The sequence below is a fragment of the Heliomarina sp. genome (assembly GCF_052826185.1).
On record NZ_JBRBUI010000041.1, the window covers coordinates 1 to 12,602 of the forward strand.

Below are 12,602 nucleotides of genomic sequence, written 5' to 3' on the forward strand. Positions count from 1 at the left end.
ATGGTGGATGAAGCCGAGCCCTTCGCGGATCGCGCGGGCGGGTGGCTTGACCTGATGGCGCAAGCCGCCGACCTGCACCCGATCACGCGTGCCTGCATGGGGTTTCACCTCTGGAGCCTCGCGGGCCTCGGACAGCAGAGCAACCGAATGGAAGCGGCGGTCACGGCGTCGCGCATTGCCGCGCATGAGGGCGAGGGGGCAATATTCGCACCCCTGGCCATGGGTGGGGCGGGGGCGCTGCGCGCCGGCGGCCCCCCGGCTGAACGTTTGGCGCGCTGGCTCGAGAAAATGGAAACGGCCTGCCTGACCGCGATGCGGCACCTCGACGATATCGAGACATGGTCGGCGCTGGCGGAAGCCGAGATGACCCCACTCTCGGGCAAGACGCCGCCAGCCCTGCGCGGAGTGCTGACCGAATGGCCCCTGGTCTCTGCCCCTATGGCCGAGGCCCTGACCGGAGCCAGCCGCGCCGCTGTCCAGCGCAACCTCGCCTGGATGGAAGCGCGGGATCTGGTCCGCGAGCTAACAGGGCAAGGACGGTTCCGAATGTGGCGCGCCACAAACTGATTGTCGAAGCGATCTGTGCGCGCCGATGTTGCGTCTATCCGCAGCACGGCTGAAACGGTGAGGAGCACCGTTTTGCAGATGCTCGAGGTCAAAGAGTTCGGCTGATCGGCTGAGACAATTCGGCTATCGCCACGTCCCCAACTACCATGAAAGCATTGTCGACTGGGTCGTGACCGGTCTGCGGGTATAAACCGGACAGACCATACAACGCTCCAAGCGACGAACGAGCCGTTGTCGCAATGGCCTGTCCAGTGATGTCTTCTTGAAAATCGCCTTCGGAAAGAGCAGGGGCAGGACATGAAGCTGCAAAATCTCGAACGCCATCAAGCCTGGATCTACCTCGCTGCCATCCTTTCCGGTCTGGTCTTGGGCTCGCTCGCCCCCGGTATCTCGGGGGTGTTCGAGGCGCTGCTTTGGCCGGTGTTGGGGCTTATGCTTTTCACTACCTTCGCTCAGATGCCGCTAGCGCACCTGCCGCGCGCGACGCGCGACCGGCGTTTCATCGGCACCATGTTGATCGGCAATTTCGTCCTGGTGCCGCTGCTGGTCTGGGGGCTGATCGCGTTCCTGCCTGACGATCCTGCGCTTCGGCTCGGGGTGCTTGTCGTGCTGCTGGTGCCCTGCACCGACTGGTTCATCACATTCACCCATCTCGGTCGCGGCGATGCGGTGCGTGCCGCGTCCGCGACACCGATCCTCCTCGCGGTTCAGTTCGCCTGTCTGCCGCTCTTCCTTTGGCTTTTTCTCGGCGAGGCATTCTTTGAGCTTCTCGCCGCCGACCGCATTGCCGCCGTCTTTGCGGCGCTTGTCCTGCTGCCGCTCACAGCGGCTTTCCTGCTGGAGCGTTGGGCAGAGGCGCGCCCGGAGCGGGCCGCGATCGTAAATCGCCTCGCCTGGCTGCCGGTTCCGCTTCTGGCTGTCGTGGTGTTCCTGATCGCGGCCTCGCAAGTCGACGCGGTACGGGATGCGCTGCCGGTTTTGGCGCAGGTGGCGGGCGCCTACGTCGCCTACCTCGTCGCCGCAGCACTTCTCGGTGCGGCGACCGGGCGGGCGGCCGGATTGTCCACTAGCGGGTGACGAACGGTCATCTTCTCGCTCTGAACCCGCAACTCCTTCGTCGTACTTCCGCTGGTGCTGGTGCTTGGACCGGAGTGGAACGTGGCGGCCGTGGTCATCGTCTTCCAGTCGCTCGTCGAGCTCTTCGGCATGGTCGCCTATCTGTGGATCGTGCCGCGCTATCTGGTCCCCGAACATGCGGCGACCACGCAGGACTCCGCGGGGAACGAATGATCGCAAACAACGGCGCTGGCACCATTGTCCGCTTGGCTGACATGCATGGGCGTCCTCAACTATGGCCCTTCAGGTCACCTCCGTCAGCGCGTCGATCACAGGGCATTCAGGGACATCGTCACCGGTGCATTGCGCCACGGTGGAAGACAGCACGCGTTCGATGCGTTTGAGATCGTCGATCTTGGCGCGGACCGAGGCGAGATGCGAATTTGCCAGACCCTGCACCTCGCCGCAGGTCTGGGCACCGCCATCGACCAAGGCGAGCAGATCGCGGACTTCGTCGAGCGTGAACCCAAGCTCGCGCGCGCGCATGATGAAGCACAAGCGCGCGACATGCCGATCATCGTAGACGCGATAGTTTTTGCTGGAGCGCGGCGGCTCGGGCATAACGCCGATGTTCTCGTAGTAGCGAATGGTCTCGAGATTGCAGCCGGTCAGCCTGGCCAGATCTCCGCGCCTGAGGACCTTCACCGATCTGTGACGATTTTTCACGTTTGACCCTCTTGAGCCTGTACCTGCTACAGACCCTAGATTAAGATCATCACTGAGGCAAGGATGATTCGAACCATGACTGAAACCACATCCGCCGACCGGCAGACGGCAATGGACGAAACAGGGGCTGCCGACAAAAAGGCATGGACGACAACCTGGCTCGGCGCGCTTGGCGCGCTGGCGATGACCTCATGCTGCATCCTGCCGCTGGTGCTGGTCAGCTTCGGCGTTACCGGCGTTTTCATTGCGCAGCTGGGCGTTCTCTACCAGTACAAATGGATCACCTTCGCGCTGAGTGCCGCCTGCATCGGCTATGGATTCTACAAGGCCTACCGTCCGATCCCGACTGAGGCCTGCGCGGATGGCACCTGCGCGCGCCCCATGAACCGGAAACTCATGCGATCCATTCTTTGGATTGCCACCGCCATCGTCACCGTCGCGATGATCTTTCCCTATCTCACCCCATACCTTCTGTCCTACTGAAAGGCCGAACCCATGAAGTCACTCCATCTTGCCCTTGCGGTCGTTGGCACTCTCGCAGCTTCCCCCGCCAGCGCCGCCGAACAGCGCATCAATATCGGGGTAGGCGAACTGACATGCCCGACCTGCTCCTACACGGTGGCGGCGGCCATGCGGGGCGTTCCCTCGGTCGAGATCATCGACTTCATGGAAGGAGAGGAATTCGGCACCGGCACCTACATCGTCGCCTTTGATGACGAGGCCGCCGATCAGGACATGATCGTCGAAGCAATCCGCGCCACCGGCTATTCGGCGGACATCGTCGAGTCCGGCGATTTCTGATCGCATTCACCGACCCGGACTCGGAGCTGGAGACAGCATGACAGACATGAACAATAACAATGAACCCACGACCCTTTTGCGGCGCGGCCTCATCGGCAGCGTATTTGCGGCGATCTGTTGCTTCACGCCGTTCCTGGTGCTGATCGTCGCCGGGGTCGGACTTTCTGCCGTTGTTGGTTGGCTCGACTACGCGCTTTTCCCGATGCTCTTCGCCTCGCTGAGTGCGGTTGCATATGCCCTGTGGCAGCAAGCCGGCAGACCAGGGCACAGTCCGAAAGCCCTTCTCATCGGCTTGGCGGTTGTTCTTTCGGCTCTGCTGTTCTGGCTGGAGTTCCGCTTTGCTCTGCGGATCTCGGTTGCCGCCGCTTTGGCGGTGGCGGGATATGCGCTCTGGCTCAGAAAATCAGGCAGTTCAGCAGTGAGCCGGATCAAGAGAAACTGGCACAAGGAAAGGAACAGGTATGACCAAGACCTATGACCTCATCGTGATCGGCGGCGGCACCGCTGGAAATGGCGTCGCCCGGATGGCCGCGGATGCAGGCTGGAGCGTCGCCAGCATCGACAGCGAACCCCATGGCGGCACCTGCGCCCTGCGCGGCTGCGACCCCAAGAAAATGCTGGTCGCGGTCACCGAGGGTGTCGAATGGGCCGAAAACATGGAAGGCAAGGGGCTGGAGGCGCAACCTTCGGTCAACTGGCCCGACATGATCGCCTTCAAGCGCAGCTTCACCGAAGCTATGCCACCGCGCATCGAAGCCGGGTTGGAAAAAGCGGGGATCGACGTCTTGCATGGGCTGGCACGGTTCACCGGCCCCAATACGATCGAGTTGAACGGCGAGACCCTGACCGCGAAGCATTTTCATATCGCCACCGGCGCGCGGCCGATGACGCTGAACATCCCAGGCGAAGAGCATCTGACCACCAGCACCGAATTCCTGGAACTGCCTGAGCGACCGAACCGCATCGCCTTTGTCGGCGGCGGCTTCATCGCCATGGAATTCGCCCATATTGTCAAGCGGGCGGGCGCGCGCGAAGTGACAGTGCTGGAGATGATGGACCGCCCCTTGGGTCCTTTCGATCCCGACTTGGTCGCAATGCTGGTTGAGGCAACCGAAGAGCTCGGCGTCGATCTCCGCACCAAGGCGAAGGTGGCGAAGATCGAAAAGCAGGGCGACGAATTCACCGTCACGGTGGAAACTCCCGACGGCACCGAAACGATCACTTGCGATCTGGTGGTGCATGGCACGGGCCGGGTGCCCAATATCGATCGCCTTAACCTTGAGGCCGCCGGCGTCGAATACTCACGCCGTGGCATCAAGGTGAGCGACGCGATGCGCACCACCAATCCGGCGATCTTCGCCGCGGGCGACTGCGCTGCCAGTGGGCCCAAGCTGACCCCGGTGTCCGCCTTCGAAGGGCGTGTGGCAGGCAAGAACCTGCTGGCTGGAGAAGACGAGCGTACCGTGGATTATCCGCCGATCCCGTCGGTAGTCTTCACCCTCCCGATGGTGGCCACCGTGGGCTTGTCGGAAGCGGTGGCTAGGGAACAGGGGCTGAAGTTCGACACCCATTTCGAAAAGACAGGGGACTGGTATTCGTCGCTGCGCGTCGGCGCGAAACATACCGGATTCAAGGTTCTTGTCGAAGAGGGCAGCGGACAGATCCTCGGCGCGCATCTGATCGGGCCGGGCTCCGAGGAGCAGATCAATCTTTTCGCCATGGCCATGGGTGCCGGGCAGACCGCCAACCAGATCAAGGCCATGATTTTCGCCTATCCGAGCTATGCCTCCGACATCGGTTCGATGGTGTGATTCAAAATTATTGATCGGGGCCGTGTCGCGATACCGATCGCAAGCTAAGGAAGAACCAATGGACCAAACTGTAACGAAAGACGATTGCTGCACTGCCAGTGAAACCCGCGATGACAACTACGATCTCATTGTCGTTGGTGCCGGCTCGGCCGGGTTTTCTGCCTCGATCACGGCAGCCGATGCCGGAAAGCGCGTGGCGCTTATCGGGCACGGCACCACCGGCGGCACCTGTGTGAATGTCGGCTGCGTGCCGTCCAAGGCGATGATCCGCGCCGCAGAGGCGGTGCATGGCGGCGCGTCGGCCGCCCGGTTCCCGGGCGTCGAGCCCTGTGATCATGCGGTGGATTGGGGTGCCGTAGTGCAAGGCACCACCGATCTGGTCGAGGAGATGCGGCACAAGAAATATATAGACCTGCTGCCCGCCTATAAAAGCGTTACCTATATCGAGGATGGCCCGGCGCGATTGGTCGAGGGTGGCGTCGCTGTTGGAGGACGGGTGATATCCGCCCCGCGCGTCCTGATCGCCACCGGCTCGCGCCCCCACCTGCCAGCGATCGAGGGGATCGACACAGTGGAGCCCCTCGATTCCACCGATCTATTGACTTTGCCTGACCGGCCCGAAAGCATCTTGGTGCTGGGCGGCGGCTATATCGGCTGCGAGCTGGCGCAAATGGCTTCAAGGCTGGGGGTGAAGGTCACGCTAGTGACCCGCTCGCGCCTCCTGCCGGGCGCCGAACCGGAGGTGGCCCAGGCGCTGACGCAAGCGCTGAAGGCCGAAGACATCGCGGTCGAGACCGGTCTTGCTTACGTCTCGGTCGCGAAAGCTGCGGGCGGCGTCAATCTGATTGTCGAACGGGGTGGCAAGACCGAGGATCTGACCGCCGAACGGCTGGTTGTGACCACCGGCCGGATCGCCAATTCCGAGAACCTTGGATTGGAAGAGCTTGGCATCGAGACCGACGCACGCGGCTCTATCAAGGTCGGTCAGGACATGGCGACCACGCGTGCCGGCGTCTGGGCCGCGGGCGATGTCACTGACCGTGACCAGTTCGTCTACATGGCGGCCTATGGTGCCAAGGTGGCGATCAACAATGCCCTTGGATTGGAGCAGATGCGCTATGACAACGCGGCGATGCCGTGGGTCGTGTTTACCGACCCGCAAGTGGCCGGCGTCGGCCTTTCGGAGGTTGAGGCCAAGGCGGCGGGGCACAAGGTCAAAACCAGTGTGATCACGCTCGACAACGTGCCCCGCGCCGTCGCTGCACGCGATACCCGCGGCGTGATTAAGCTGGTGGCCGACGCGAAGACCGACCGCCTGCTGGGCGGTCAGATCGCAGCACCGGAGGGGTCGGACACGATTCAGACACTGGCAATGGCGCTGATATTCGGCATGACCGCACGGGCGCTCGGAGAGACGATCTTTCCTTATTTGACCACGGTCGAAGGGCTGAAACTCGCCGCACAAACCTTCGACAAGGATGTAGCCAAACTCAGCTGCTGCGCGGGGTGAAAAGACGAGAAATTCCGGCGACACCGACTCATAAGCAGCGCTCATTGTGAACCAGCGCGTACAAAGCCACAAAGTGCTTGTGGCGGTCAGCATTCTCTCGGCATGGAGGCTGACGGCGGTAACGGATAATCACATATTAGAGCCAGCAGTGCACATCCCACGTTCTGTCATTAGGTTGGTTATTGTGGCGGGGTTCATAAACAGACCGATCTCATCAAGATGGAAAGTGATCGGGAGTTGCCGAGAACGTCGCTGGGTCAACAATTGGTCATTACATTAGCCCTGTCTATTTGATCGCCCGCAATACAAAGAAAGAATCGCCATGAATACAGTTGATACTGATTCTCGCACAACAGGTTCACTACCCGCATTCAACGCCCGAACTTTAGGGTTAATGTTCGTCGCAGGTTTCTTTGCGACCGTCGCGTTCGATCTGTTGGGTCAGATCATCAGCCCGGGCTTGGGCTTTTCGCGGTTGTCACCGCACGGGCTAGCGAGGAGCTTACTCGGCAGCCTTGGTCTGCCGAACGGTGATTTCGCAGGATATTTCGTACATTTTTATCTTGTTGGCCTGATTGGCTATCCCGTCGGTTGGTTGTTCGTCTTTAGACCAATTTGGCACCGTATCGCGGGGCAGACGAACTGGTTTTTGCCCTCAGCGATTTATGGGTTCGGCCTGTGGGTGTTCGCCATCGGGGGCACTACTTCTGTCGCAGATCTTCCCTTCTTTCTGAATTTCACCGGCATTGCCTGGGTAGCGCTGGTGGGTCATATGCTCGGGACCGGGATCATGAAAAAGCGTGGCACGCTACAATTTCCGGGCCAGAGACCAGTCACTATGGATGAGAAATCACCGTCATTTGCCGGTAGCCCTATTGCAGGAAATGCAATTCTTGTTGACGGTGATCGTTGGACCCACTCCTGATGTGAGCCAAGCGAAAGAACCATCAGCTTTCGTCCGGAAACCTTCAATAGGAAGCGAAAACCGTGCGTATAGTCGAACTCGGTTCCGGATCATCCGAGTTGCTGGGCTGTGTCCACGACAGGTAAACCCCTTCATTCGTTCGCGCCGTGCGCGGGAAGTTGACCGAACCTGCGCCGTTGTTTCGCGCAATCAGTTGCAGGTCCTTACACTGCTGACCGGTTGTGATCTGGCAAGCAAGGATCACCTCGCTCTCATTTGCCCATTCGACCCACGTCACGAACGCAGTCTGAGGGTCCAGCATGAGAATATCGACCCGACCGGCGGGAATCCCGAGGCTGACTTTCGCCGGATCGCCAAAATTTCTGCCACCATCGGAAGAGAACGCAACCTTGACTTCCGGCTTGTCATTTGCAGCCGTGAACCAGGCCACGGCGGCTGTTTGACCGGCGGTCGCGATGGCGGGGCCATTGACCGGGCAGCCGGAGATTTCCCAGCCGTCATTGTGGACGTTTGTTGGTTCTGACCACATGCCGCCTTGGTGTCTTACGACAGATATATCCCTGATTTCCGCATCTGTTCTGTCGCGGTATGCGACAAGGACGGTGCCATCGTCCAGCGATGCGGCGGACGTCTGGCAGCATGAACAGGTCTGCGCATCGACAAGAACATCATCGGTTCGCGTACCTTCGGGCGTGATCCGGGTTGCGCGCAACTGCATTGCATCCGGGTAGTTGCTGGCTGCGCTGGTGAAAAGCGGCTTGTCATATGCGCGTCCGTCAAGCCAGACAGACATCAAGGAACCGTCTTCGAGCGGCTGGAGCGTGACAAAACCGTGTTGGCTAACCGACCGATCATCATGTGGCGTTATCGGTGCGCTCCATGTCAGGCCCTCATCCGGCGAAAGAGAGATCTTGACGTCATAGGCATAGTCGTTTTTGGAATTTTCCCACAGCCAGTGAGCCGCAAAGGTACCGTCATCAAGCGCAACAACGGACGGAAAATCGGCCCAGTTCACGAAGAGTTCGTCGGACACGGTAACAGTGCGGGCCGCGCTCCATTCTGCGTCTTCAAGGACCGACAATTTTACCGCAAACCCGGCAGGGTGTGGTTCGGTCCAACCCAGCAGGACCCGATCATCCTGCAGTGCGAACAGGGTGGGTTCCTGCGCATTGTTCCCGACCGGTGGGTCTAGGTCGGCGAACTCCAATGGCTCGGCAAGGACCATGCCCGCCGTCATGCCCATGAACAGATGGGCCACAATCACGCCAGAATGGATTTTTGATGGCATTGCGCACCTTTCCGATTATCAGACCAGCGTCATTCACAACCTGAGCATAGGCAAATTTTGGCGAGTGCCATGTAAACTTTTGTATGACGGGCCTGTGCTTGTTGTTAAGAGCGATATCCCGTTGTGGCACAGCTTCGCGTCAACGGTTGGCGCAACCACCGCTCCGACCTCAGCTGACTTGCATCCAGGTCGCCATGCCATCAGCCTGATGGCTCAGCATATGGCAGTGCAGCATCCACGCGCCGGGATTGTCGAGTACGCACACAATCGTCATCGTCTCGCCCGGCGCTACGAGGGTCGTGTCGCGAAGGTGGGTTCGCGCACCATTCTGATCGGTTTCCCAGAAATGGTGGCCATGCAGGTGGATACCGTGCGGAAAAGCAGTGTCGTTCACCATCCGCACCTGCACTGCTTCATCACGTCTTGCCGAAATCAGCGGTTTGTTCGGCAGACCGCTCACGTCGTTGAAGGCCCAGCCCCCGAACCCGCCGTGCGCGCCGTCCCCGGCACCGCCTTGCATGAAGAGATCTGCCGTTTGCGTGATCTCTCCGGGCGCGGGCACGAGGTTCGCGGGGAGGGGAGCTATCGGCGCAGACCGGATTTGTCGCTGACCGTTCAACATAATGCCCCCCAGTTCCTCGCCACCCGAAGGCACGGTTTCTCTTAGGATCACATCACCCGTCACATCTGCGATGATGTCGATGCGCTGCGCCGGTGCGAGTTTTAGATTGCCCAGCGAAACCAGCTCGGGCAGCGGCATCCCGTCATAGGCCACACAAAAGCCCGTCAGCCCGTCGATACGTATCTCGAAAATGCGATCCGGTGTCGGATTGATCAGACGCAACCGGATGTGATCCCCCAGCCGCGCCTGCTCAGACGACAGGAAGGTGGTCATCAAGTCCCCCAGCCTACCTGCTGTTATGAAATCAGCGCGGTCGAATTCCATGTCGAACTGGCCGGTGTCATCAAGCCGAATGTCGAAGAGGATGGCCGTGATGTCCTGATCCACGTCTGGCGGGGCAGGTTCTTCGACGATCAGGGGCCGAACAGTCCGCGGGCGACCTGTTCGTAGGAAAGGTAGTGGGAGTGATACCAGTAGGTTCCGGCATCGGGAACCGGAAACCGGAAACCGGTACTCGTAACCCTCATTCGGGATGATGACATCCTGTGTCAGCACGTTTACGCCGTCCATCGCGTTGGGCAACCGAATGCCATGCCAGTGTACGAGGGTCCCGTCCTCCAGCCCGTTTTCCACCCGCGCCCGCAGAATATCGTTCTGGCGCTGTCTGATTTCGGGGCCGGGACAGGTGCCATTGAATCCAAGCATTGCAATGTCCCGCGACCCGATCCGGGTGAAGGCCGGGCGTCAGGGTGACAGGCACCGAAGCCGCACTCAGGGGCAGGGGGAGCGTGGCTGCGCCAAGCGCAACCATCATCTGAAGACGCTTAAGCATGGGTTTCCGTGTATTCCGTTTCTGGGGCCTGCAACCCACATCCCCCACCGTTGCGGAAGGGCGTCCCGGCGAGATATATTGATACATTGCAGATCGGCGCCCAGGTTTGGCGGAATACCGGAGAGCACCTAACGTATCTGCAGGTCCTGAATGGCCGCAAGGATCTTTCCGTCGGTATCATCGCTGTCGGCTGTCACCGCAAGACCGACCAGAACCTTTGGCATGTCCCCGAACGCACGCACGAAATCGCGATCCAGGTTCACATTCTCGGTGAAGTTGCCGGTTTGCGCCGTTTGCAGAATTTTCGATTTGAGACCCGTCGAGTAGGGGCTGTTCAGCAATGCGCCTTTCGCATGATTGCCACCCCAGACATAAACCAGCGCCCGCGTATTGGGATCACGCAGCAATTTGCGCGCCGTTGTTCGGCCAAGCGTGCTTGCGGTCTGCGGATCGACGAATATGAAGTACAAAGCAAGATTGCGATCATCGCCGCCGCGCCGTGTGAGGTCGGTTCCCTTAACACCCTGCGTGACGGACCATTCCCACATTGCTGCCTTTGCGGTGCCAAGGGCTGCGCTGACCGGACGCCAGAGAACCGAAACCGTGCCATCGGAAATCACGTCCAGCCGCCGACCTTGCAGGCCGTACTCGTTCGAAAAGAGCCGCAAGAGGCCCTGTTCTTTCCAGCTTCCATCGAATGGAATTGTCTTTCCTTGCGCATAGAGGGGCGGGGCGTTTGCAGCTAATGCAACAAAAGCGATGAAAAGTGTCGCTGCGAGGGACCGTATAAACATCTGAACTCCTTTTGCGATGCCGCTGGTCCTGCTTTGATCCCGGTTATCACCATTATGTGCCGTCATGATCCGTTGAATTGTGCCGGGCGCGCGCAACTTCAATGAACATATCCGTGATCATAGATGTGGTTGCGCAATGGTCGTTGCAGGACGCGGGAGCGAATTCAGATCATGGAGCGCGACCTTGATCGGCTGATTTCCCGCGACGGACGGATCCAGTAGGCGGCGGAGCTTCCAACCGTTACAAACAAGTACAAAACTCATGGGATACAAGCGCCTGAACACATGGACGCGGGTGCCGATGTGCGTCATCTCTGGTTCAACGGAACCGACTCCCGCACGCAAGGATGGCACATTCACCACAGCGCTTTGGGCTGGGGACAACAGGGTTGAACGCGCCAACGTCCGTTGCGGGAAACAAAATGTGGCTTTGTGTGAAACAGGCAAAGGTAACAAAGAATGCTGACTTCGATTATCCAATTTCCTGACATCGGAACAGAGATTTTTGCCGTTGATATCGGATCGTTCCGCTTTGCCCTGCGTTGGTATGCGCTGGCCTATATTGTTGGCCTCCTTATCGGCTGGCGCATCTGTGTCGCATTGGTCCGCTCTTCGTCAGTCTGGGGGGCCGGGGCGCCGCCGCTGCAACCCAAGCAACTGGAAGACCTGCTGACATGGATCATTCTGGGCGTGATCGTGGGGGGCAGGCTGGGGTTCGTGCTTTTCTATCAACCTCAGTACTATTTTCAGAACCCCGTCGAAATCTTCATGGTCTGGCAGGGTGGTATGTCATTTCATGGCGGCTTTTTCGGCGTGGTCGTGGCCACCTTGCTTTTTTGCTATCGCAACGGCGCACCCGTTCTATCAACGGCGGATCTGCTCGCTGTTGCAACACCACCGGGTCTTTTCCTCGGTCGGCTGGCCAACTTCACCAATAACGAGCTTTGGGGCCGTCCGACCGATGTGCCCTGGGCGGTGGCATTCCCCGGCGAGGCGGCCCAGTCCTGTGCGGGCGTCGTGGGCCTGTGTGGCCGCCATCCGTCCCAGCTTTATGAGGCTCTTCTGGAGGGTATCCTGCTTGGCTCGGTCCTGATCTTTCTGGCCTGGAAACGCGGTTGGCTGCGCTTTCCCGGAAGCCTTACTGGCCTGTTCCTGGCGGGATACGGAAGCGCAAGGTTCCTTGTCGAGTTCTTCCGGCAGCCTGATATGCAGTTCGTCACGCAGGACAACCCGATTGGACATGCGGTTCATTGGGCGGGCTATGGGCTGACAATGGGCCAACTGCTGTCGTTGCCGATGATTATCCTTGGCGCGGCCCTGATCGTATGGTCCCGCAGGCGTGTGACGGTTAATTCTGCGGATCTGGTGTCGACATCAGATTCTTTGTGAATATCCGAGCGTAGTGTTGGCGAAGTGACCATTGCGGCCTGGGTCCGCATATGAGCCTTGGGCGCGTGCTCAATGATGCGGCTTGCGTCCTTTCGCAATCATCAGATGGTGCTCTTGATGATGTACACCGATTGTCATCAGACCAAAGAAACCAAGGCCCTGTATTTGTTCACCATCGCCACCCACGATCAGTGCGACACCATCCTCCATTTCTTCTGACGCAACACTCCAGCCTGTTTCACCGGCAAGGAACGGTGCATGGGCGGGAACCATTGTGTTGA

The 12,602-nt window shown here is 59.6% G+C and carries 13 protein-coding genes and 2 pseudogenes; 10 read left to right on the forward strand and 5 right to left on the reverse strand.

The annotated features are described in order from the left end of the window. From ACU0FH_RS11800 to ACU0FH_RS11810, 3 genes and pseudogenes are all read left to right on the forward strand, one after another. Positions 1–567, forward strand: a pseudogene (locus tag ACU0FH_RS11800) (hypothetical protein); the annotation flags it as partial. Positions 568–864: 297 nt separating this feature from the next. Beyond that, entirely contained in the window at positions 865–1,644 is a 780-nt protein-coding gene (locus tag ACU0FH_RS11805; RefSeq protein WP_231886354.1) for an arsenic resistance protein, read from the forward strand. An 81-nt stretch (positions 1,645–1,725) separates the two neighbouring features. Next, positions 1,726–1,857: a hypothetical protein gene (locus tag ACU0FH_RS11810; RefSeq protein ID WP_264753311.1), complete on the forward strand. Its 132-nt coding sequence runs from the start codon at positions 1,726–1,728 to the stop codon at positions 1,855–1,857. 69 nt (positions 1,858–1,926) lie between these two features. On the opposite strand, the gene ACU0FH_RS11815 is transcribed toward ACU0FH_RS11810, so the two are convergent. Then, positions 1,927–2,328 (reverse strand): MerR family transcriptional regulator, encoded by a 402-nt coding sequence (locus ACU0FH_RS11815; RefSeq protein WP_037953553.1) that lies wholly within the window; start codon positions 2,326–2,328, stop codon positions 1,927–1,929. A 96-nt stretch (positions 2,329–2,424) separates the two neighbouring features. Here ACU0FH_RS11815 and ACU0FH_RS11820 point away from each other — a divergent pair, with 96 nt between their 5' ends. The 6 genes from ACU0FH_RS11820 to ACU0FH_RS11845 all read left to right on the forward strand — a co-directional run bounded on the left by ACU0FH_RS11820 (position 2,425) and on the right by ACU0FH_RS11845 (position 7,396). Continuing rightward, on the forward strand, positions 2,425–2,832 hold the full coding sequence (locus tag ACU0FH_RS11820) for a mercuric transporter MerT family protein (protein ID WP_009824452.1): 408 nt from the start codon (positions 2,425–2,427) through the stop codon (positions 2,830–2,832). 12 nt (positions 2,833–2,844) lie between these two features. Further along, the gene (locus ACU0FH_RS11825) at positions 2,845–3,150 is read left to right on the forward strand and encodes a heavy-metal-associated domain-containing protein (protein ID WP_048535538.1); all 306 of its coding nucleotides are present in this window, start codon (positions 2,845–2,847) and stop codon (positions 3,148–3,150) included. 37 nt (positions 3,151–3,187) lie between these two features. Further along, on the forward strand, positions 3,188–3,628 hold the full coding sequence (gene merF, locus ACU0FH_RS11830; protein WP_081285561.1) for a mercury resistance system transport protein MerF: 441 nt from the start codon (positions 3,188–3,190) through the stop codon (positions 3,626–3,628). Next, positions 3,612–4,961: a dihydrolipoyl dehydrogenase family protein gene (locus ACU0FH_RS11835; RefSeq protein WP_050672455.1), complete on the forward strand. Its 1,350-nt coding sequence runs from the start codon at positions 3,612–3,614 to the stop codon at positions 4,959–4,961. The genes merF and ACU0FH_RS11835 overlap by 17 nt, the downstream gene beginning before the upstream one ends. A gap of 58 nt (positions 4,962–5,019) precedes the next feature. After that, positions 5,020–6,471, forward strand: a complete 1,452-nt coding sequence (merA, locus tag ACU0FH_RS11840; protein ID WP_050672454.1) for a mercury(II) reductase — start codon at positions 5,020–5,022, stop codon at positions 6,469–6,471. A gap of 322 nt (positions 6,472–6,793) precedes the next feature. Next, on the forward strand, positions 6,794–7,396 hold the full coding sequence (locus tag ACU0FH_RS11845; protein WP_231886352.1) for a hypothetical protein: 603 nt from the start codon (positions 6,794–6,796) through the stop codon (positions 7,394–7,396). A gap of 43 nt (positions 7,397–7,439) precedes the next feature. Here the strand turns inward: ACU0FH_RS11845 and ACU0FH_RS11850 are convergent, their stop codons facing one another. From ACU0FH_RS11850 to ACU0FH_RS11860, 3 genes are all read right to left on the reverse strand, one after another. Beyond that, positions 7,440–8,684, reverse strand: a complete 1,245-nt coding sequence (locus ACU0FH_RS11850) for a sialidase family protein (RefSeq protein WP_050672453.1) — start codon at positions 8,682–8,684, stop codon at positions 7,440–7,442. Between the two features lie 169 nt (positions 8,685–8,853). After that, positions 8,854–10,011 carry a multicopper oxidase family protein gene (locus tag ACU0FH_RS11855; protein WP_348393938.1) on the reverse strand — a complete coding sequence of 386 codons (1,158 nt, stop codon included), beginning with the start codon at positions 10,009–10,011 and terminating at the stop codon, positions 8,854–8,856. Between the two features lie 255 nt (positions 10,012–10,266). Beyond that, the gene (locus ACU0FH_RS11860; protein WP_043847224.1) at positions 10,267–10,932 is read right to left on the reverse strand and encodes a DUF3047 domain-containing protein; all 666 of its coding nucleotides are present in this window, start codon (positions 10,930–10,932) and stop codon (positions 10,267–10,269) included. A 459-nt stretch (positions 10,933–11,391) separates the two neighbouring features. Between ACU0FH_RS11860 and lgt the strand changes: the two genes are divergently transcribed. Beyond that, complete coding sequence (gene lgt, locus ACU0FH_RS11865; protein WP_050672452.1) at positions 11,392–12,321, forward strand: prolipoprotein diacylglyceryl transferase; 930 nt, start codon at positions 11,392–11,394, stop codon at positions 12,319–12,321. Positions 12,322–12,390: 69 nt separating this feature from the next. Here the strand turns inward: lgt and ACU0FH_RS11870 are convergent. Beyond that, positions 12,391–12,602, reverse strand: a pseudogene (locus ACU0FH_RS11870) (hypothetical protein); the annotation flags it as partial.